We start from the raw sequence: 21700 nt of genomic DNA, 5'->3' as shown, positions 1-21700 counted from the left end.
ATTTATTGAAATAGTATTCAAAAAATTTGGATTAGTTCTGCATTACGAAATCTTCATGCACGGAATTCTCTTCGTCGAACATGCGCACGATGTCATATCGGGTGTTACGTTGTGCCGGAATATAACCGGACTCCCGAATCAAACGGAGAATGGATTCAATGTTAACTTTGTACGTTGCACCTGCAGCAGATACAACGTTCTCTTCGATCATGGTGCTACCGAAGTCATTACAGCCAAATTCAAGCGACTTCTTACCGATCTCGGGACCCATCGTTACCCAAGAGGATTGAATGTTCTTGATATTATCCAGCACCAGTCGGCTGATGGCTACAGTCTTCAAGTACTCTTCTGGCGTCTGACGCTCCAGCTTGAGATTTGTATTATCCGGTTGGAACGTCCACGGAATGAACGCCAAGAAACCTTCGGAATCATACTTGTTCGCAATACATTCATCTTGTGCTTCACGTACACGGAGTAAGTGCAGTGCACGCTCTTCCATCGATTCACCAAGTCCGATAACCATCGTTGCGGTGGTGTTCATACCGATGCGGTGTGCCGTTTGCATAACGTCCATCCAATCCCGCCATGAACCTTTCAAACGGCTGATCTTCCGACGTGTGCGGTCATCCAGAATTTCAGCACCGCCGCCAGGTAAGGAATCCAGTCCAGCTTCATGAATAGCACGAACAACCTCTTCCAATGTAAGCCCATCGGATACTTCAACCATTTTCATAATCTCGGCAGGTGAGAAAGAGTGCATCGTGATGTTCGGGAAACGTTCCTTGATGGCTTTCAACAGGTCTGTGTAATAGCTGAAAGGCAAATTCGGATTCGTTCCGCCTTGCATCAGAATCTCGGTACCATTCACATCTTCTGTTTCCTGAATTTTCTGGAAAATGACCTCGTCTGGAAGTACGTATCCTTCCTCAGAACCAGGTCTGCGGTAGAAAGCACAAAAACGGCAGTACACATCACACACGTTCGTGTAGTTGACGTTACGCCCAATTACGAATGTTCTGTATGGTTCAGGGTGCATGCGTTTCATAATGACATTAGCAGCTGCCCCGATTTTGTCCACTTCATTCGATTCAAATAGCTCAATCGTGTCTTCCAAGTCTAAACGTTCGCCCCGAAGGGCTTTATCTAAGATACGGTCTACCGTACTCATCGTAAAAAAGCCTCCCTCATGAAGAGAAATTATATAACGATCCGTCCCAACTTGTTCAAGAGAAGCAAGTTCTGGTGGCAACATCGTATTTCTGTACTCCACATATCGTAACACAGGTTACATGTGAAAAAAAGCACCTTATGAACAGGTGCTTTAAAAATAAGTAAAAATGTTTACATATAAAATCCAATTAATTTGATATTAAACAAGTGCATAGACGTATTCCGGTACCACTTTTCTAGGATTCCTGAAGTGCTTGTTCCAAGTCGGCAATCAGATCATCGATATCTTCCAGACCTACCGAGAAACGAAGCAATCCATCTGTAATGCCACGGTCATGGCGAACCTCAGCCGGCATTGCCGCATGCGACATCATCGCTGGGTAAGACAAAATACTCTCCACAGCTCCCAAGCTTACAGCCACAATGGGTAACTTCACCCGGTTAAGCACTGCTTTTGCCCGATCCCCTGAACCGACGTCAAACGAAACGACAGCTCCATAACCTGTTGACTGGCGTTCATGTGCCTCGCGGCCGGGATGATCCTGCAGCCCAGGATAAAAGACAGCGGCAATATCACTACGCTCATTCAGCCATGCGGCCAGTTTGGCTGTGCTTTGTTCACTGTGAGCCATGCGAGCCCCCAAGGTTTTCATCCCGCGCATCAAAAGCCAGGATTCTTGTGCCCCGAGTACCGTTCCGAGTCCATTTTGCAACTGTTTCAGCTGTACGCCAAGTGATTCCGTGCGAGCAACGGCTAACCCCGCCAACACATCACTGTGACCCCCGAGAAACTTGGTAGCACTATGTACGACGATATCCACGCCAAGCTCAATTGGACGCTGATAGTACGGTGTCATAAAGGTGTTATCCAGAATCGTAATCAGGTCATGTTCCTTCGACCAGTCCGTTACGGCAGCAATATCCGTAATTCGCAGGGTCGGGTTAGACGGCGTTTCCATATAAACTGCTTTGGTGTTCGGCTTGAGCGCCGCTTTTACTTCATCTATATTGGTCATATCTACAAAGGTCGTCTCGATCTGCATGCGGCTCAAGATGGAAGTAAGCAAACGATACGTACCTCCATATACGTCTTCCGTTACAATCATGTGATCTCCTGCGGAGAACATCATGAACACGCTAGAGATCGCAGCCATCCCGGATGAATAGGCGAATCCTCGTGCTCCACCCTCCAGCAATGTGATGTAATCTTCCAATGCCTGACGTGTCGGATTACCCGAACGACTGTAATCATGTTGAGGCGGATTGAAGATATCAAAATGATGGAATGTGGATGCTTGATAGATCGGTACACTGGAGGCCCCAGTCGTTTTGTCAATCTCATCACCGAAATGGAGCAATTTCGTATCAAATTTCAACTCGGAATTCGGCTTGTTGTTGGACTCACTCATGAGTGCACGCCTCCTTCAACTTCCTGTTGTGCAGCTGTCAGCGCATTGCCAAGATCTGCAATCAGATCATCTGCATGTTCAATGCCTACGGAGAACCGGAGCAGGCGGTCATCCACACCTATGGCTTCACGAATTTCAAGCGGTATATCCGCATGAGTTTGTACTGCCGGGTAAGTCATGAGTGATTCCACTCCGCCGAGACTTTCGGCAAAAGCAATGAGTTTGATATGACGTAGCAACGGTTCAACATAACGTGCATCCTTCACTTTGAAAGAGAAGATACCTGTATTACCGGTGGATTGTTTATTCTGTATTTCATACCCCGGATGATCGGATAGGCCTGGATGGTACACTTCAACCACCGCTGGATGCTCAAGCAAGTATTTGGCAATGGTAAGTGCATTGTGCTGATGACGCTCCATGCGAAGAGCTAGCGTTTTCATGCCTTTCATCAACTGATAAGAGTCACTTGGAGACAATACGGCTCCAATCGAATTATGCAGGAAAGCCATTTCCGCGGATAATGCCTCACCCTTGGTTATGATTAATCCGGCCAGTACATCATTGTGTCCGCCCAGATATTTGGTTGCACTATGAATAATGATATCGGCACCCAGTTCAATCGGACGTTGGAAAAATGGAGTGAGCAACGTGTTGTCAACAATCGTCAACAGGTTGTAAGTTTTCGCCCAGGAAGCGACGGCTTCTACATCGGTAATCATCATCAGCGGATTCGTCGGCGTCTCGATGAATACAGCTTTGGTATTCGGCTGACGAACATTCTCCAATGCTGCAAGATCATTCGTGTCCACATAACTTGCGGTTACACCGAAACGGGACAAGATGCGTTCAAGCAGACGATAGGTTCCGCCATACAGATCCAGCGACACAATTAGATGATCTCCCTGACCAAACATGGCAAAGATGGTTTGCAGAGCTGCCATGCCTGAGCTACAGGCAAACCCTGCATCACCGGATTCCAGCGCTGCGGCTGCTTCTTCCAACACTTTGCGGGTTGGATTGGTTGTACGAATATAATCAAATCCCGTGCTTTGTCCAAGCTTCGGGTGGCGAAACGCAGTGGATTGATAGATCGGAAAGTTAATGGCGCCTGTTACCGGTTCATTGATGGACCCAATTTGTGCTAAGCGGCTTTCGATTTTCAACTTGTTGTTGTCTTCCATTGCTGCATCCTCCTGTAATCTCGATTAGATTTGCGGGCCAATATCGTAAGGTGTTTCTTGATACACATAGTAATTGAGCCAGTTAGAGAATAATAAGTTGGCATGAGCGCGCCAAGTAGCCGGTGGCACACGAGAAGGGTCGTCATTGGGATAATAATGTCTAGGCAATGCGATATCCAAACCTTTGGCTGCATCCCGGTCATACTCCCACTTTAATGAGAACGGGTCATACTCGGCATGTCCTGTGGCAAAAATCTGTTTGCCGTCTTTGGTAGCAACCAGGAAGATCCCCGCTTCCTCGGATTCAGCCAAAATCTCTAAATTCTCATTCTTTTCAATATCTTCGCGTCTCACTTCCGTATGACGGGAATGTGGAACGTTGAACACTTCATCGAATCCACGCAGCAACGGAACATGGGGTTTATTGATGGTATGTGGGAAAACCCCAAAACACTTTTCATCTAGTGCAACCTTGGGTACGTCAAAATGATGGTATAAACCTGCCTGGGAGGCCCAACATATGTGCAGGGTTGATGTCACATTTGTTTTGGTCCATTCGAAGATCTCCTGGATTTCATTCCAATAGTTCACGTCTTCGAAATCCATCTGCTCCACAGGAGCACCCGTGATAATCATTCCATCGAAACGGCGGTGCTCAATCTCATCAAAGGTTTTATAGAACAGATCCAAATACTCCTGAGACGTATTCTTCGACGTATGGGATTTGGGATGTACAAGAACGACATCCACCTGAATAGGCGTGTTTCCCACCAGACGAAGCAATTGTGTTTCGGTCGTTTCCTTTGTGGGCATCAGGTTTAATATAGCGATACGGAGTGGACGAATATCCTGCTGGTATGCAGAAGTTTCATCCATGACGAAGATATTCTCTCCTTCAAGTACTTCTTTTGCTGGCAGAGTATCAGGTATTTTGATTGGCATGGTAAATCTAACTCCTCCTTGTGCATAGATAGATGCAGCAACCCCTGGCTTGATGTCTTCACATCAATACAGTTATAGACTGCCTTGAGCTTGTAAAAACATTGAATTGCTCTTTCATCCAACGTTACAAACAACCTCAAGTTCCTTAGCGAAAATCACTGCTGAGAAGTCGGGGCATATAACAAAGACCTTCCTCGGATTTCGAGAAAGGTCATATGTAAAAAAGATATGCGCCTCTCTCATCTCTCAGTTACAACAGTGCCACTTGACACTTAGTCGCTGCAAGAATTAGCACCGTGCGGTATACCGCCGGTTGCCGGGTTTCATCGGGCCAGTCCCTCCACCTACTCTTGATAAGATTTCGCTGTATTAGATTGTAATTAAATATGGTTCACCGTCTACTTTATTACATTAATGCCCTCACGTCAAGATGCAGTTCGATGTCTGCTTCCCAGATCGGAACCGTTCATCATCCGTTGTCATACACTGCCTCAGGGCGCGAAATAGACACATTTTTGCGCTTGAAAGCACCTTGTACCAGCGGTATACTAAACAAGGTGTTATAAACCCTTATGTGAGAGGTGACATATTAAATGGATGGCGACCCGAGGCCTGACTGGCAGCCGAATTCCGACAAACTGCATAGAGAATTGACATCAGAATGCCGGCAGCGGGACGTGACTTCCGTTTGAGTATATAGTGAACGCAGCCCTGATCTCCAGGCTCCGCTGCCGACCGGCTGATTTGTTCTTTTTGCGCCCATAATGATAATATCCGCCAAGTTGGCGGGTGCAGAAGGAGTAGATTAACGATGAAAATCCGGTTGGTAAACAACGGTGTATTTATTCCGGTGGACGACATTCAGCAGGCGCTGACTCCACCAGCGGAAGGATTTTACTGGATTGATGCAGACGTAGACGATTTGGCGGTACTTCAGCCGCTGTTCTTGATGCATGATCTGGCTGTGGAAGACTGTCTTAGTGACGAAGAACAACGTCCGAAGATTGAAATCTATGAGAATCATTATTTTATTGTGATTAATAGCATCCGTTTCGATGATGAAGAGATATTTCTACGTGCGGTCAACCTGTTTCTCGGCAGACATTTCATTATTAGTGTTACAAAACAGAAGGTCAGCGAATTACGCACATTAAAACCCATCCTGTGGGAACAGGAAATCAGTACACCCGATCGTCTCCTGTATCTGCTGGTTGACTTGATTGTTGACAATTATTTCACCGTAGGTGACCGAATTGAAGCTCGGATCGAGAAGCTTGAGGAAGATATTCTGATGCACACCAAAAAGTCTCATCTGAATGAAATCATCGGGCTGCGCAGTGAGATTCTGTGGCTGAAAAAAGTGCTTGGACCTCAGAAAGAGGTCATTAACACCCTTAACAAAAAAGATCTGCGTCTCATTGATGATCAACTGCAAAAATATTTCAGTGACATCTATGAGAATGCCGTAAAAATATCTGAAACCTTTGAAACCTACCGCGACCTGATGGGTAACTTGCGAGAAGCCTATCAATCCAGTATTGCGAACCGGGCGAATGAGATCATGCGCGTGTTTACCGCGATTACTACGGTTTTCATGCCGCTGACGGTCATTACCGGTATATACGGTATGAACTTTACGAATATGCCAGAACTTAACTGGAAATACAGCTATTTTGTTGTGATTGGCCTGATGGTAACACTGGGCCTGAGCATGTTCTTTATTTTCCGTAAAAAAGACTGGGTATGAACTTCTATGAAATAACGAAGACGAAGCGCTCCTTCTGGAGGAACGCCTCGTCTTTTTTTCATTTCCGATCATTAACCAACATGCCGCTCTGTCTCTGCGTGCCGACGAAAGCGGATTCGAATCATGCGCAGTCTTTCATAGACCTGCTCCAGACTTCCTCCGTCGGGCTTCTCTCCTCCATACACTTTATGTAATACCGGCTTCAGGAACGTATCTCCCAGCTCCTCATACGCACTCCACACGGCCTCTTGTTCGTTCTCTGGCATAACTGCCAGCTCCACATCCAGAAGACAATCGGTGTCATAACCTTCAAGATCCAGTGTCTCCAACAGCTCAATCAATTCACGTCGGGATAATCCGGATCGATTAACAATCTCTTCTAACGTATGCCCGTCCTTCATGCCCTCAAGCACCTGCTTACGCGTGGTGAACTTGTCGAGTTCCTGCTTGTACTTCTGCTCTCTCTGCTTGTATAACCAGCTTTCATATTCTTCTTCCTTCAGAGCCGTGTATACCCAGTCCAGCGGGAACGTAGTTGAACGCTCCAACCCATTCGTAATCTCCATCCACTCCATACCATACTCGGTCGCTTTGCTCTCCCCTACGCCAGGCAGTTGCATGAGTTCATCCATCGATTGCGGAACAAAGGCACTGATCAAACGCAGCAGACGGTTCGTTGCAATAAAATAGGGTGCCTTCCGGTCAGATACAGCTCTCTTCCTGCGCCACGTGCACAGATCCGTATATAACTGCTCATTGCCGTATAGTTCACTGTAGCAATGGAGCCGCTGACCACCATAACTGCGTGACTTCAGATCATCATTCTCGTGAAATAAACCCTGCAGCTGCGGTCGGTATCCTTCGCTCATCTGTATGGCAAGCTGATGACGGTAGATATGAAGCAGTTCCTCCCAAGAAGTTCCTTCGTACCAGATGCTGTCCTCTCGCTCCCCTTCCTCATAGCGGCTCCATCCCAGCTGCCAGCCATCTTCCTCTTCCCCAATCCATAGCTGCGCATACTCTGCGTTCTGATCTGACATTCTGGACAATCTGTTCATAAAAATGACTTCCATTTCCGTTCCCTCCCTTTGAATATTCAGCCTATACGAGTTAGATATGCTACCTACAGGCAGCACAAAAAACACCTCTCCTGCAAAATCCATGCAAGAGAGGTGCTTCCTCATTAACCGTGCTATGCTGTTGCCCATATCATACCACAATGGTAAATTTCGTCAATCTTTTATTGTTCTAGATATTCAATGCCAACTTAGCAAGTGCTAGCGAACCACACAGCCCTGCATTGTCACCAAGTCCTGGTGAAACAACATACTGGTCAATGTCAGATTGAAGTGCTGGATGCTGAACGTATCCAGCAAGCAACTCCTGCAGTTTGCTACGAACCATCGGGAACAGATGCTCCTGCTTCATTACTCCGCCACCCATTACGATTTTCTGCGGAGAGAGAATTAGAACATAATTCATCAGTGCATGTGCCAGGTAATGTGCTTCGATCTCCCATGCTTTATGATCTGCAGGCAGCTCATAAGCCGGTTGCTCCCAACGTTTGTTAATGGCCGGGCCAGCTGCAAGACCTTCGAGGCAATCCCCATGATACGGACAGAAACCCTCGTATGTATCCTCCGGATGTCTGCGTACAATGATATGTCCCATCTCTGGATGAGACAATCCATGGACCATTTTACCGCCGACCACAGCGCCTGCACCAATACCTGTGCCCACAGTGATATACAGACAGCTCTCAAGACCTTGTGCAGCGCCCCAGGTTGCTTCTCCAAGTGCCGCACCATTCACATCCGTATCAAATGTCATCGGTACATCAAAATGCTCCTTGAGCTTGCCAATCAGGTTATACTGTCCCCAATGTGGTTTGGGTGTTGTTGTGATATAACCATACGTTGGGCTTCCTTCAATCGGGTCAATCGGGCCAAATGAACCTACGCCTAGCGCTTCAATGCCTTTGCCTTCAAAAAAAGAAATCACTTGAGCCATTGTCTCTTCCGGTGTTGTCGTTGGAAAACTTACGCGCTCAAGAACTTCTCCATTTTCAGTGCCAATACCACATACAAATTTGGTTCCGCCTGCTTCAATCGCGCCTAAGATCGTCATGTTAGTCACACTCCCAAGTTAGTTTAAAAAAGGATTGATCGTTCCTCACTGGATGACACTATAATTACCCTGCTACTCAATCTCCAGCTTGGACAGTCGTTTCATTAACGTCTGCCTCCAGCTGTCTGACAGTGCAGAAATGGCCAGCAGTGCCTGAATACCTTCCACATCTTCTTTCCCCTGATGCATAATTCGATTAGCTTCAAGAACCGTCATGGATGAAGGATCGGTGCTGATTCGTCGAAATATCGATGAAGGCCGAACCTCCCCTTCTTGCAGTACACGAAAGTAAAAGCCGGTATGTCCACTCTCCTGAAAATAAACAGGTAGCTCCTTATAATCATACCGCGCACCCAGCTTGAAGCATGGTTGTCTGGGCTGACTGACCTGCACGGTAGCTTCGCCCAACTCATACACATCACCAATCCGCACATCTTCTTCGGCACAGCCCTCAACCGTCAAATTTTCACCACAAGCTCCCCAGTCCAGCTTGCGATCCATCAGCTGTTCCAGCGCCGGATAACGACTGTAATCGTATACACAAACGGCCTTGTCAGGTCCGCCATGATGCACCAGATCCGCCTGCGCATCCCCTGTCATCCCAGTGAATGACAGGAAAACCGCGCCGAATACAGGATGTTTCACAATGCCGCTCATCACTTCACGCTTTTGCCCAGGGAGCGGCCGCGGCATTCCGACATTAATGGCCAGAACAGCTGTGTTGCCTTCCCCCCGCTTTTGATCAGATGTGAGTGTCATTTGCATCATACCTCCCATAATCCCTTTCTTTTAACGCACAGAGCCACCAAATACCAGCGTATTACTCAAGAGTCGGCCCGGAGAAGTCAGCATTTTACCTCCGGCATACATGCCTGAGGATGCACCTCCATCCAGATTCATGGCCTGTTTGGCACCAAGTTTCTGCATCACCGCTGCCCACTCCTTAACTGTCGCTCCGGAAACAGTAGCCAGCATTACGGAACCATCCGCCATGATGGCGATACCACTTCTGGCTCCGGACGCGGTAAGAATCTTGGCATCCTTGAAACCTTCGCTCGCCGGATTTACAGCTACCTTACCGTCTTTCACTAGACGTGGTCCTGCTCCAACAGCGGTCACTACATCTTGCCACGGGATCTCTTTGCCTGCTGCGTTCGTATACTTATAATTCATTTCTACGGTTGAACCAACGGTGAAACGATCCGAAGAAGACTTCTGATTGCCGGTGAAGACCAATACCGAGCCATTCTTAGGAATCGCTACATTGGTGTTTGGCACCTTTTTGGTCACAATCCCCTTCTCCATGACAACCGCAGTACCACCTTTGAAACCGACTGTGGCACCTCGTTCAGGCGTATACAACATTGTAATGCTAGCATTCGCTGAAGGTGTTCGATTAATAAAGGTCGCATACCAACTGCGTGATTTGCCTTTCGTATCTGTCACTTTACCAGTCAGGCTCACCTGAAGTGAATCCATAATCGCCGAGCCATCTTCCTTAAATCCGATGGATGTTCCGTATCTTCCAATATGTATGACCTTGCCATTTGCTATTAACATGCCATATGGATCTGGTGCTCCATTATATGCTTCAAAAAATGCTCCGTTAATGGCTGCTTGTGCGCCATAGGCTTTCACAATCGATGGCAGTGTTGCCGTCTGGCCAACTTGTTTCTTCGCCAGTCCCACAGTAACCGGTGTTCCTTTTGGAATCGTAACCGTCTGCACGGTAAAATTGCGACCTGCTGCTTTTACTTTCTGTACTTTGGTGCTAATTGCTGCTTTGGCATCCACTGTCTGTGGCGCACTTACTGCTCCCGAAAGAATCACGGGCAAGGCTAGGACGAGGGCCATAGCCCCTGTCCACCACTTTTTGCCTGTTCGTACATTCTGCTTGTTGCTCACCCTATTGCCACTCCCATCCAAGAGCCAAGGCTCTTCATCTCAAGTTGTTCAAACTTGTCCATCACCATATCCGGATCAAGACGCAATTCACAGATATCCAGTGCACAGGCAACCGGAACAGCACAATGAATTTCTGCCAGTTTGCGGGACAGATGAAGCATGTCCAGATCATTCTCAATCTTGTTACGGACGGAAGGGGTAAGCTTGTCCATGTTGCTCAGAATCCCTTCGATAGAGCCGTACTCCTGTACAAGCTTCAACGCTGTTTTCTCACCAATTCCCCGTACTCCGGGATAATTGTCGCTGGCATCTCCCATTAGACCCTTCATGTCAATGACTTGACGAGGGGTAAGTTGTTTCTCTGCCATGAGCGTTTCAGGGTTATAAACCATGTAGTTGCCATGGCCTTTTTTCATAATAATGATACTCGTGCGGTCATTAATCAGTTGCAGCATGTCATGGTCACCCGTCAGTACCATTACATTCATATCTGTCTCTTCGGTGTAATACTTCGCAAGCGTTCCGATGCAATCGTCGGCTTCGAATCCTTGTGCACCTATATTCGGAATACCCAGGCTATCCATCACTTCACGGATCAGGGCAAACTGGGGAATCAGGTCATCCGGAGCTTCGGCCCGGTTGCCTTTGTAAGCTGCATACTCTTCACCGCGGAACGTCTTACCGCCCATATCCCAACAACATACAACATGACTTGGCCCAAAAGTCTGAACCGCATCCCAGAAATAACGGATAAATCCGTAGACTGCGTTGGTAGGCAATCCTGCCTTTGTACGTCTGATATATCCGCTTGCTGATGTCGCATAAAAAGCACGGAACAACACCGCCATACCGTCTACCAGCAACAAAGTAGGTTCATTACGTTGATTCACTTGAATTTGTTCTCTCCTATCTAAATCTAGCATATAAATATCGAAACTAATTCTATCATTATAGCATAGTTCCGCCAACCATCGTTCAGCCAAAAAAGCCCTGAATTTTGAACAATTCAAGGCCGATAATCACCAAGTTTATGCGTTATTCCATTCCTGCTCATACGTTTCTTCCTTGAATCCAACCGTCACCTTTTCTCCATCCGTAACGATTGGACGTTTGATCAGACGACCATTCGAAGCCAGTAAACGAATCTGTTCATCAGCTGACATGCCTGGCAGCTTGTCCTTCAATTGTTGTTCTTTATATACTTCCCCGCTCGTATTAAAGAACTTCTTCACTTCCAGTCCGCTCTGTTGGATCAGCTCGGTTAATTCCGCTTCCGATGGCGGTGTATCAAAAATAGGAATTAGCTCCAGTTCGTGTCCTTGAGCTTCAAGCCATTTTACAGCTTTGCGGCATGTGCCGCATTTGGCATATTGATATACTTTTAAGTTACTCATGTTGTGTCCTCCTAGTGTGCCTCCGGTTTCGTGTGGCTCCGGTTTCGACTTCTCGCTTCCCTTGGTTTGCTTCGCAAATCCAAAAGTCGCTCCAAATCGATACCATCGCCATGCAACTTTACTGACTTTGGCGAATGAGATCAAAAACACACATTCGCTATATTTTTTGGACCAAGACTTTACTACTTTGCTTTAATCACTTTAAAAGCATTTTAAAGTTTGGACACGTTAACAGATTTATTATGAAATTGGTAAACATCAATACATTAAACCATAATGATTAGCATACGGCATGTTGTTCGGGTGCATTAAGCATCCCTCACAAGGGTAAGACAAACAGCGTTGAACTCCAAACAGGAAAGGCCGTGCAGAAAGCTGCGACACAAGGTGCAGATCTAAGTCCCTCATCGCAGCTTCCTACAGTTCTTCTCTGGGAGCTGCCTCATCATTCAAACGCTTCTCAAGCGCGGCCATATCTGGTGGAAAAGGAGCCTGGAACGTCATGCGTTCCTGTAGAATGGGATGTTCAAACGTCAGTTCACAAGCATGCAATGCCTGACGTGCAATCCAGCTATCCCGTCCCTCCCGAACAGCCATGGTCTGCTCATCGATCTCGTGCACCGGTAGTGTCTTGTACATTCGATCACCGATCAATGGGCAGCCGATGGACGTCATATGTACCCGGATCTGATGGGTTCTGCCGCTTTCCAGCTTGAGGCTTATCGCACTGGCGCTGCCCCCTGACCAACGTGTTAAGGTTGTGTACAACGTTCTTGCAGCATAGCCATCAGGTGTTACGATTCGGCGGTGTGGCTCTTCAGGATCGCGGTCAATCGGTCCATCCACTGCTCCCTGTTCCGGGACAGGACTGCCGTGAACAAGTGCAATATATTTCTTGTCTACTGTACCCGCGATCATCTGTTCAGACACATGCTGATGCACATAGGGATTCTTGGCTATCGCTAGCACTCCTGACGTCTCTTGATCAAGCCGATGAATCGGTCTGAACCGGAAGCGCTCGCTCTTGGATTTCCAGTAATGAACAACGCCATTTGCCAAAGTACCTGTATAGTGTCCATGTGTCGGATGAACGATGATGCCCGCATCCTTGTTTACAACAAGCAAGTGTTCGTCTTCATACAGAATGGTAAAAGGAATAGGTTCAGGCAATATATCATCTGATTCCTCTTGCTCCATCCGAACTTCAACGACATCGCCCGCAGCTACCTTGACGCTAATGTATACACGTTCTCCATTAAGCATGACACCTTGCTCGGTCAGCTTGATTTTGGATAAAAGCTTGCGCGACACCAGCAACCGGCGCTGAAGCACGGTCTTCAGCAGCCAGCCATCCTCTTGTTCGGTCACCGTGTAGACAATCGGCGAATAGTAGTGGCTCATTCTTTGCGGCGGAATACTTTTTTGCTCCGCACATATTCAATATCGGCCACCTGTTGTCTCGCATTGGCCGTCCGTGCAACCACAAAGAAATAATCAGACAGTCGGTTTAGATACCGTCGGACAGACGGGTTAATATCCGTATGTTGTCCCAGTGTTACCGTGCGACGTTCTGCGCGGCGACATACGGTACGGCACACATGAAGGGCGGAAGACAGCGGGCTGCCACCAGGAATAATGAATCGTTCCACTTTTGGATTCTCTGCATCATACTGGTCAATCCATTGTTCCAGACGTGTGACCATCTCATCTCTCACCTTATATTTGGTCTCACTAATCTTCACGAAGGCCAGATCGGACCCGCAATCAAATAATTCCTGCTGAACTTCCAGCAGGTGTTCACGCAGATCTTCGAATTGTCCTTGAGCAGAATCAATGAGACTGATCGCCTGACCGACAAAACAGTTCAGTTCATCAATCGTACCGTAGGCCTCAACTCGATCATCATCCTTGATGACGCGTCCACCGATGACCGAAGTCTGTCCTTCGTCACCTGTTCGTGTATATATACCCATCGTGATCCCTCCAATTGTTAATTTAATCATGAATACGAGAATGCCTTTTTTTCAGAAACCAGTCTATCGCTTTACACGTATATAAGAATTGGTGTGCTCTGCCGAGTATACGACAAATCGAAGGAAACCAAAAGTAAAGGAGACGATTATGCAAAACTGGATAACCGATTTCATGGAACAATACGGCTACATAGGCATTGCACTCATTATTGCTCTTGAGAACGTATTTCCCCCAATTCCATCTGAAATCATCTTGCCGTTTGGCGGATTCATGACCACTTATACCAGTCTCACCCTTCCAGGTGTTATTATTGCTGCTACCATCGGCTCGGTCCTTGGCGCTGTGCTCCTGTATGGCATTGGACTACTCATTGACGTCGAACGCCTTGAAAAAATTGTGGAACGCTGGGGACATGTTCTGCGCATCAAAAAAGAGGATATTCACCGTGTCGATGCATGGTTTGACAAATATGGCATGTGGACCGTATTGTTCTGTCGAATGGTTCCCCTTGTCCGTAGTCTCATCTCCATTCCTGCAGGCATGTCCAACATGAAATTTGGTTTATTCCTTCTCTTTACAACCATTGGTACATTGGTATGGAATATTATTCTTGTCTCTGTTGGCGCTGCGCTCGGCGCATCATGGGAGAGCATTTTGCACTTTATGGACGTCTATTCCATTATCGTGTATGTTATTTTGGCCATCATTGTTATCGGATGTATTATCTGGTGGATCAGACGTAGCAAAAAGCTGAAATAAATAATGTCAGACTCAATAAATAAAGCCTCCTTGCCACCATTTCGTGGTCGAGGAGGCTTCTTCATATCACCCGTTTATGTCATCTCGCTACCGTTCATCTTCATCTCGCTACCGTTCATCTTCATCTCGCATTCCCTGACGCTTAAGATCGATAGCCAGACCGGATACCAGCATGTACATCTTTTCAGCACGTGTCTGCAGCATCCGGTTAACCGAAGCCATTCTCGCTGTAAATATTCGTTCTTCCTCTGTAGGATGCAACGTGCCATGCATTTCATTGGTAATCACAAGCAACTTCCCCTGATAAGACAATAATGCATCAAGCAAAAGCTGTGTCTCTGCACGCTGTTGATTCAGATCCTTTGTGGCCCTGAAGCCGGCAGCCATCCAGGAGGTAAGACTGTCTACAATTACAATTCGCTGATCCGCCAAAAACAGATTGGATTCCCGATTAATCTGGGTGATCACCTCTGTCAGATGCTGACCGTTCCCGGCATGAATGGCACGATAATGAGCGGATGGCAATTCGGGAATAACGGGATCATGATCACCAGTGGATAAATATACGCCCTCCCGGCTAATCCCGGCTGCGTACTTGAGGGCAAACCGGGTTTTACCACTACCTATGCCGCCTGTGACCGTAATCAACAATCCGCTTCCCTCCTTCCGTAGCCATTCTGTATTTCGTTTACTCTGTTAGCGCCTTCAGCACTTTTTTGGATTCTTCGACATTGGAAGCTGATACCGGAATGGTGGCAAATAGATTACTTGCAGCATATTCTACATCTTTAAACATCTTCATGTCTTCGAGTGGAATGCCGTAAAGATGTGATTCTTGCTTGAGATCTGAACCTGCTTCTCCTTCACCTTGCTCCACTAAGACCCCACCTTCAAATACACCACGTTCATACTTCTTGGGATCAAAGGTATCATCAAGCGGAACATTGGAACCATTACTTCCGTATTGTTTCATGTCGGATTCAGGCAATATGAAGATATCATGTCCCCCAGCCGCATACTCTACCATAATTTTCTGAACATCATACATCGCACTGGTGATCACTTCCACCTTGGGCTCCTCGCCCAGTTTCTGTTGCAGATTGGCCTGCAACTGCTCCGAGATTACAGATGGATTCCCTTGGTTATCAATGATAAAAACGGAAAATCCATCCTTCCCCCCACAACCAGCCAACAAAAAAATAACAGAAATGATCGCAGTAAGCCCCCAAAATCTCTTCATTCCAGTTCCCCCTTTAGTCTCCTATGTCCAATATATCACAATTGTTCCACGCAAAAAAATAACCTGGCTTATCGGGGGATATCCTTTGCTCTACACACAAAAAAGAAGACCCTCTCAGGTCTCCTTTTCTAACTCCATTAACGAAACGTTTCAAATCCAGCGAAAACGTTATTTCCCTTTAATCGGGTTAGCCTTCATGTATTCATTAATCTTTAGATCCAGCAAACTGCTGATTTCAATTACAATATCGGATGTGAATGATTTCTCTTCAAGGAAGATCTGTTCCATCTTGCGACGAAGCATATGAATCTCATCTTCCAAGGAAATGTCATGCAAAGATGCGTGATCAGGTTTCACCGACCATCGGTCGCCATGATCGCCTTCTGCCAGATAGTGCCCACGATTAGTCGGTAAATCATATTCAACACAAAACAAAGCCAACCCCTCCTTGGAAAAATGGTTTCCAAATTATGAAAACTTATTTCAAATTGAAATTATATCACAATATTTTGTAAAAGAAAGTTATTTTTTTACAATGATAAAATGTATATCTGTGTAAAAAGTATTAACCCTCTTTTTGCAATTTGTAAACAAAGTTTCCGATTCGTTCCAATGCTTCATTCAATTGGGTTACGGAAGTAGCATACGAGCAACGCAAGAAGCCTTCACCCTGAGGACCAAAAACATTCCCAGGAACAGCAGCAACTTTATTCTCCGTTAACAATCGCTCGGCAAACAGGTCGGAACTCATGCCTGTCTTTTGAATACTCGGGAATGCATAGAATGCTCCCTGAGGTTCGTGACAGTCAAGTCCAATATCCCGGAATCCCTGCACAATCAAACGTCTGCGTTGATTATACGATTCTACCATCCGGTCTTTCTCACCCAAACCATTCGTCAATGCCTCAAGTGCAGCAACCTGGCCCATGGCCGGCGCACACATTACCGTATACTGATGGATTTTAAGCATGGCTGCAATAAGTTCAGGGTGACCACACATATACCCAATCCGCCAGCCTGTCATTGCAAAAGCTTTGGAAAATCCGCTTACCAGAATGGTCCGCTCCTTCATATCAGGAATAGCAGCAAAGCTGACATGCTTTTGCGTATAGGTCAATTCAGCATATATTTCATCCGCAATCACGATCAGATCATGCTTTTTGATCACTTCAGCAATGGGCAGCCACTCTTCATAGGTCATGATGGCCCCTGTTGGATTACTCGGATAACACAGAATAACCACTTTCGACTTCGGTGTGATGCCTGCTTCAAGTGCTTCAGCCGTTAGCTTGAACTGATCTTTCGCATAGGTTTCAACACCGACCGGTATTCCTCCACCGATCGAAGCGATTGGTGAATAAGCTACGTACGAAGGTTCAGGAATGAGAATTTCGTCGCCAGGTACAATTAATGCGCGCAAAGCCAGATCAATCGCTTCACTGCCACCCACGGTAACAATAATCTCATCCTTGGGATCATATTTGGTATCAAACTGCGTATCCAGATAATCGCTGATGGCTTCTCTCAGCTTCGGCATGCCGGCGTTGGATGTATAGCTGGTCATACCTCTTTCCAGCGAGTATACACAAGCTTCACGCATATGCCAAGGTGTAACAAAGTCAGGTTCACCCACGCCCAATGTGATAATATCCTTGTTGTCACCAACCAGATCGAAAAATTTGCGAATTCCGGATGGAGGTATCTGCTGCACGAGAGGTGCCAGATAAGATGTCATATTCTTGTTGTTCCCGGTTGTCTGTTCATTCACTATCATGACACATCTTCCTTTACGGCGAGATCATGAGACGGTTGTCTTCCTGATGGTCTTCAAAGATAATCCCGTCCTGCTTATATTTTTTAAGAATAAAATTCGTTTTGGTTGAAAGTACAGAGTCAATCGGAGACAGTTTCTCCGACACGAAATTAGCGACTTCACGCAGGTTGCCACCTTCCACTTCAACGAGCAGATCGTATGCGCCTGACATGAGATATACGGACTTCACTTGCGGGTATAGATAAATGCGCTCAGCAATTCCTTCAAAGCCACGACCACGCTCCGGCGTAATCTGCACCTCAATCAGGGCCGTTACTTTCTCATCATCTATTTTACTCCAGTTCACGACGGTTGCGTATTTCACGATGACGTGGTCTTGTTCAAGCTGTGCCACGGCGTTCTTGATCTTGTCTTCCGACTCCCCCAGCAGCGTCGACAGCAGTGCGGGAGTCCTTCTCGCGTCTTCCTTTAGAAGATCCAGAACTTTTAATTGCAGATCGTTCAAATCTTTCATGGTTTTCCCTCCAGCGTCATCCAGGTTCCTGAAAATGAATTAATACTTATATTACATGAATTTAACGTTGATGCAAAGACAAAAGACCGCCTGCCCTGAATTCAGGCAAGCGGTGGTATGGTCCTGGATCGTAGGTGCTCAAACCTCTTATACACGGGTTACATGTAATAAGGGTTACCGTAATTCGGCTGATGCTGAGGCACATTAGGAGCTTGGCTATATGAACTGTTCTGCGTGTTCTTTTCTTGAATGAATTGCTGACACTTCTGTTGGGTCTGTTGTGCAAACTGGATTTGTTTGTCCACATCCTGACGAAGTGCTTTGGATGAAGCGGAATACATGTTGTTTTGTTGCATCAGATTGAACAATTCACCTTGCAATCTTAATGTATCGTTCGTTAACTCATTGAACATTCTACGAGTTGTGGGACAGGAAGATTCAGTAGTTGCTGTTGTATATTCACGTGAGGTTCGTCTTAAATCTGCAAGAATCGACTTCAACAAATCTTGTTCTTGCATAAAATTCCCACCAGATGACAAAGATTGAGTGTACACTTATTTTCCTCCTATGCTTTGGAATAACTTGTCGTGTTTTGAGCTTTACTGGGATTGCGCTGGTGCAAGAGATTGATGTTGCTGTAACGCATTGACAAGAGTATTCAGATGCTGCTCATGTGAGCGAACATAATGATTCAGCGCCTGTTGAATTTGCGGATTATGTGTGATGGAGGCTGTAGCTGCACATTGTTTAATTAACATTTCCTCATTGGAAATTGAATCCGCGATATAGTTCAGTTCCTTGGGGCTCAGTGCTTGCATTTGTGAATTTTGCATGTATGTCTGACCTCCTTAACCTAAAGTTATTGCGAATTTATTGTTACCCTAACCTGAAAAAGTATACTTCAACTACATTCTACAGAGGTGATTAATTGTGGAACTTATTAACGGGGAAACGTTTTGGCCAACCACCTTTGATTCCCATCCCCATTATCCTGTTTTGAAAGAAAATCTGTCCTGTGATTGCCTAATCATCGGCGGTGGAATAGGAGGCGCACTCTCTGCCAAGCTTCTGATAGATCAGGGGATTGATACCGTTGTTATTGACAAAAGAGATATCGGTCATGGCAGCAGCATGGCAAATATGGGCCTGCTCCAATATGCGAACGACAAAACGCTCACCTCTTGTATCCAGACATTTGGAGAAGAACGCGGTGTTCGATTCTACGAATTATGCCGTGATGCCATGCAACATCTCGAAAAAATTTCATCGAAGCTTGAGATTGATCCTTGGTTTGTGCCTCGCACAAGTCTGTATTGCGCCAGTCACGAGGAAGATGTACCGTTGCTGGAGGAAGAATATCGTAACCTGAAACATTATGGATTTGATGTAGAGCTGTGGGATCAGGAAAAAATCAGTGCACTGTTCCCGTTCAGCAGACGCGCTGCACTATACACAAGCGGGGATGCTGAGGTAAATCCTTATCGTTTGGTTCATTCACTATTCCACTCAGCCTCACGTCAAGGAGCTAAAGTCTATGCTCATAGTGAATTCACCCACTGTGATTACGATGGAAATGGTGTCCTATGTTACACACCTCATGGCACTGTACGTGCCAAACATGTTATTTTCTCAACAGGCTATGAAACACAAGAAATCAAAAAAGACAGAGGCGCATACCTGATAAGCACATATGCTATAGCTACCAAGCCAGTACAGGATCTAAGCAGCTGGTATAAGCAGTGCATGATATGGGAGACCGAACGACCTTATCTATATATGCGTACGACTCCAGACGGAAGAATAATGGCTGGTGGACTTGATGAGAATCGTCCTCGAGAAGAACAACGGGCGATCAAGGCGGTTCATAAAGGTGAGATTTTGTTACAGAAGATTGCCGAGTATTTTCCATTACCTGATCTCGAAGTCGATTACGCTTGGGAAGCTGTATTTGGCAGTACCCATGATGGTCTTCCGTTTATCGGTCCACATCCAGATTATCCGAATTCGTACTTTGTTGAAGGGTATGGAGGCAACGGTACCGTGTACAGTATGATTGCTGCCTCTCTGATTGTGGATGCCATTACGGGCAAGCAGAACCCTGATATGGATCTATTCTCACTTACACGTACAAGTAAACCATCTCCTGCATAACCAACTATATGAACCAATACAAATACAAACAGGGTACAGTACAAGGAAAGTTCTCTCTTTCCCTGCATTGTACCCTGTTTATATATTGAAAGGCTTCTAGCCCGCCGACTCTTGACCTTCCGGCCGCTTCAATAATTTACGCATAAAGAACCAGCCGATCAGCGGGAACGCACCCAGAACGATAATAAGCCAAGTTAACATGCGCAGGGACGGAGTATTCATGACCGTTACAATAAATATGGTCAACCCGAAAAGTCGGCCACCCATCAGACATAACTCTCTCAATACGACAAGTTCAACCCTTTTCTCCACATTTTCGCCACTTGTACCCATCATGTCGAATCCCGCTGATATCATAGGTAAAATATACAATGGCATCGCGACTGCACTTCCAATCCCCACGATTAACAGCGTAACATAGGTCACTTTCCACAGAAGAGGAATCAGCACAATCAGCAGAATCAGAGCTCCAATGAACATGCCTCTTGATCTATACTGTGGTTTAAACCATTTCCCCACTGCCCAATAACTTAGTAATGCTACAGCAGAAGTGATGAGTGAGAACTGTCCCAATTTATACTCCTGTGCAGTGGCCACGTATACAAGCAGTGCAATCAAAAAGGCAAAAACACCTTCACGCGCACCCTGAGCGAACAAACCCAAAGCCAAGGTCCTCCAGGGACTATCCGGTTTGGATAACTGTATCCAAGGCTCGGACCAGCGGTATGTTCCGCTTACCTTTCTCTTTTTGAGAAAAAAACTAAAGACTACCGCGATAACATAAATGACGAGTGATACCGTAAATATGAGTCGATACCCTGTATTATCCGCCATTCGGGTAATAATCAGACCGGAGAACCATGGACCTATAATTCCTGTCATCGAGCCAAGTAATCCGACCCAGCCATTGAATAGATCTCTGTTTTCCCGATCCGTTATTTCAAAATACACGACATTAAATGCGATCCAGAATAGCCCCAGAGAACACCCCAGGAGTATGCCCAGAGGCCAAATCCAGTCTACAGCTCTGGAACCAGCCCAGAGGACAACCATATAGAAAAGGCCGGACAGCGCAGTACCCAGTCGTAAAGCACTCATTTTATTGTGTTCCTTGACCCATTTGCCAGCAAGCCAGAACGTGAGTCCAATGGCCAATTGCTGACTGATTGTGAACCAACCCAACATGGCATAATCCGGACGGCTTTTCCACAGAAACACATTCAAAAAGGTTCCCGACAGCGCTCCGGCTAACGCAAACAATCCATTCACGCCCAAAAGCAGAATGGATTGTCGGCCTAAAGTAATCTTCATCTGCTCCTCCTTATCCACCTGAAGTGAACTGTTTACAGGTAGGTCTTAGGGTTAACGTGCCCCAAGCTGGAGGAAAACATGATGAATCTTCAGGATTAC

At 46.2% G+C, this 21700-nt stretch carries 23 protein-coding genes and 1 riboswitch; of the genes, 3 read left to right on the top strand and 20 right to left on the bottom strand.

Annotated elements, in window-relative coordinates; all coding sequences use genetic code 11:
* Window positions 1-31 precede the first annotated feature (31 nt).
* The 4 genes from mqnC to metA all read right to left on the bottom strand — a co-directional run bounded on the left by mqnC (window position 32) and on the right by metA (window position 4705).
* Entirely contained in the window at window positions 32-1168 is a 1137-nt protein-coding gene (gene mqnC, locus WFI24_RS10970; protein ID WP_145319787.1) for a cyclic dehypoxanthinyl futalosine synthase, read from the bottom strand.
* Between the two features lie 238 nt (window positions 1169-1406).
* Window positions 1407-2579, bottom strand: coding sequence for a trans-sulfuration enzyme family protein (locus tag WFI24_RS10965; protein ID WP_336760687.1), 1173 nt, complete (start codon window positions 2577-2579; stop codon window positions 1407-1409).
* Window positions 2576-3763 carry a PLP-dependent transferase gene (locus WFI24_RS10960; RefSeq protein WP_336760685.1) on the bottom strand — a complete coding sequence of 396 codons (1188 nt, stop codon included), beginning with the start codon at window positions 3761-3763 and terminating at the stop codon, window positions 2576-2578. The genes WFI24_RS10965 and WFI24_RS10960 overlap by 4 nt, the downstream gene beginning before the upstream one ends.
* 24 nt (window positions 3764-3787) lie before the next feature.
* Complete coding sequence (gene metA / locus WFI24_RS10955; RefSeq protein WP_036610071.1) at window positions 3788-4705, bottom strand: homoserine O-acetyltransferase MetA; 918 nt, start codon at window positions 4703-4705, stop codon at window positions 3788-3790.
* Window positions 4706-4941: 236 nt separating this feature from the next.
* Window positions 4942-5065: riboswitch (SAM riboswitch) on the bottom strand.
* A gap of 451 nt (window positions 5066-5516) precedes the next feature.
* Here metA and corA point away from each other — a divergent pair.
* Window positions 5517-6452 carry a magnesium/cobalt transporter CorA gene (gene corA / locus WFI24_RS10950; protein WP_062833460.1) on the top strand — a complete coding sequence of 312 codons (936 nt, stop codon included), beginning with the start codon at window positions 5517-5519 and terminating at the stop codon, window positions 6450-6452.
* Window positions 6453-6523: 71 nt separating this feature from the next.
* On the opposite strand, the gene WFI24_RS10945 is transcribed toward corA, so the two are convergent.
* The 8 genes from WFI24_RS10945 to WFI24_RS10910 all read right to left on the bottom strand — a co-directional run bounded on the left by WFI24_RS10945 (window position 6524) and on the right by WFI24_RS10910 (window position 13851).
* On the bottom strand, window positions 6524-7525 hold the full coding sequence (locus WFI24_RS10945; protein WP_336760680.1) for an HRDC domain-containing protein: 1002 nt from the start codon (window positions 7523-7525) through the stop codon (window positions 6524-6526).
* A gap of 175 nt (window positions 7526-7700) precedes the next feature.
* Window positions 7701-8579 carry an ROK family protein gene (locus WFI24_RS10940; RefSeq protein ID WP_336760678.1) on the bottom strand — a complete coding sequence of 293 codons (879 nt, stop codon included), beginning with the start codon at window positions 8577-8579 and terminating at the stop codon, window positions 7701-7703.
* 72 nt (window positions 8580-8651) lie between these two features.
* Window positions 8652-9338, bottom strand: coding sequence for an MOSC domain-containing protein (locus tag WFI24_RS10935; RefSeq protein ID WP_336760676.1), 687 nt, complete (start codon window positions 9336-9338; stop codon window positions 8652-8654).
* 30 nt (window positions 9339-9368) lie between these two features.
* Entirely contained in the window at window positions 9369-10484 is a 1116-nt protein-coding gene (locus tag WFI24_RS10930) for a phosphodiester glycosidase family protein (protein WP_336760674.1), read from the bottom strand.
* Window positions 10481-11374, bottom strand: a complete 894-nt coding sequence (locus tag WFI24_RS10925) for a 5'-3' exonuclease (protein WP_017689620.1) — start codon at window positions 11372-11374, stop codon at window positions 10481-10483. Before WFI24_RS10925 ends, WFI24_RS10930 begins: the two co-directional genes overlap by 4 nt.
* Before the next feature lie 138 nt (window positions 11375-11512).
* Entirely contained in the window at window positions 11513-11878 is a 366-nt protein-coding gene (locus tag WFI24_RS10920; protein WP_145319805.1) for an arsenate reductase family protein, read from the bottom strand.
* 417 nt (window positions 11879-12295) lie between these two features.
* On the bottom strand, window positions 12296-13279 hold the full coding sequence (locus tag WFI24_RS10915) for an RluA family pseudouridine synthase (RefSeq protein WP_336760671.1): 984 nt from the start codon (window positions 13277-13279) through the stop codon (window positions 12296-12298).
* Complete coding sequence (locus WFI24_RS10910) at window positions 13276-13851, bottom strand: cob(I)yrinic acid a,c-diamide adenosyltransferase (protein WP_336760669.1); 576 nt, start codon at window positions 13849-13851, stop codon at window positions 13276-13278. Before WFI24_RS10910 ends, WFI24_RS10915 begins: the two co-directional genes overlap by 4 nt.
* A gap of 148 nt (window positions 13852-13999) precedes the next feature.
* On the opposite strand from WFI24_RS10910, the gene WFI24_RS10905 reads away from it, so the two are divergent.
* Window positions 14000-14611 carry a DedA family protein gene (locus tag WFI24_RS10905; RefSeq protein WP_336760667.1) on the top strand — a complete coding sequence of 204 codons (612 nt, stop codon included), beginning with the start codon at window positions 14000-14002 and terminating at the stop codon, window positions 14609-14611.
* 108 nt (window positions 14612-14719) lie between these two features.
* Here the strand turns inward: WFI24_RS10905 and WFI24_RS10900 are convergent, their stop codons facing one another.
* The 7 genes from WFI24_RS10900 to WFI24_RS10870 all read right to left on the bottom strand — a co-directional run bounded on the left by WFI24_RS10900 (window position 14720) and on the right by WFI24_RS10870 (window position 18972).
* Window positions 14720-15262 (bottom strand): bifunctional adenosylcobinamide kinase/adenosylcobinamide-phosphate guanylyltransferase, encoded by a 543-nt coding sequence (locus WFI24_RS10900; protein WP_336760666.1) that lies wholly within the window; start codon window positions 15260-15262, stop codon window positions 14720-14722.
* Between the two features lie 37 nt (window positions 15263-15299).
* Window positions 15300-15851 (bottom strand): hypothetical protein, encoded by a 552-nt coding sequence (locus WFI24_RS10895; RefSeq protein ID WP_336760665.1) that lies wholly within the window; start codon window positions 15849-15851, stop codon window positions 15300-15302.
* A 168-nt stretch (window positions 15852-16019) separates the two neighbouring features.
* The gene (locus WFI24_RS10890; RefSeq protein ID WP_186327769.1) at window positions 16020-16241 is read right to left on the bottom strand and encodes an aspartyl-phosphate phosphatase Spo0E family protein; all 222 of its coding nucleotides are present in this window, start codon (window positions 16239-16241) and stop codon (window positions 16020-16022) included.
* 175 nt (window positions 16242-16416) lie between these two features.
* On the bottom strand, window positions 16417-17625 hold the full coding sequence (locus WFI24_RS10885; protein ID WP_169478824.1) for an aminotransferase class I/II-fold pyridoxal phosphate-dependent enzyme: 1209 nt from the start codon (window positions 17623-17625) through the stop codon (window positions 16417-16419).
* A 13-nt stretch (window positions 17626-17638) separates the two neighbouring features.
* Window positions 17639-18139 carry an Lrp/AsnC family transcriptional regulator gene (locus tag WFI24_RS10880; RefSeq protein ID WP_024628343.1) on the bottom strand — a complete coding sequence of 167 codons (501 nt, stop codon included), beginning with the start codon at window positions 18137-18139 and terminating at the stop codon, window positions 17639-17641.
* Between the two features lie 158 nt (window positions 18140-18297).
* Entirely contained in the window at window positions 18298-18693 is a 396-nt protein-coding gene (locus WFI24_RS10875; RefSeq protein WP_336760661.1) for a spore coat protein, read from the bottom strand.
* A 45-nt stretch (window positions 18694-18738) separates the two neighbouring features.
* Window positions 18739-18972 carry a hypothetical protein gene (locus WFI24_RS10870; RefSeq protein WP_047842262.1) on the bottom strand — a complete coding sequence of 78 codons (234 nt, stop codon included), beginning with the start codon at window positions 18970-18972 and terminating at the stop codon, window positions 18739-18741.
* 97 nt (window positions 18973-19069) lie between these two features.
* Between WFI24_RS10870 and WFI24_RS10865 the strand changes: the two genes are divergently transcribed.
* Window positions 19070-20290 carry an NAD(P)/FAD-dependent oxidoreductase gene (locus WFI24_RS10865; protein WP_336760657.1) on the top strand — a complete coding sequence of 407 codons (1221 nt, stop codon included), beginning with the start codon at window positions 19070-19072 and terminating at the stop codon, window positions 20288-20290.
* Window positions 20291-20386: 96 nt separating this feature from the next.
* On the opposite strand, the gene WFI24_RS10860 is transcribed toward WFI24_RS10865, so the two are convergent.
* On the bottom strand, window positions 20387-21601 hold the full coding sequence (locus tag WFI24_RS10860; protein WP_145319828.1) for an MFS transporter: 1215 nt from the start codon (window positions 21599-21601) through the stop codon (window positions 20387-20389).
* Between the last annotated feature and the right edge of the window lie 99 nt (window positions 21602-21700).

Source organism: Paenibacillus sp. USHLN196, from assembly GCF_037144955.1.
Taxonomy (GTDB): Bacteria; Bacillota; Bacilli; order Paenibacillales; family Paenibacillaceae; genus Paenibacillus; species Paenibacillus xylanexedens_C.
This window is presented reverse-complemented; position numbering and strand designations above follow the sequence as displayed.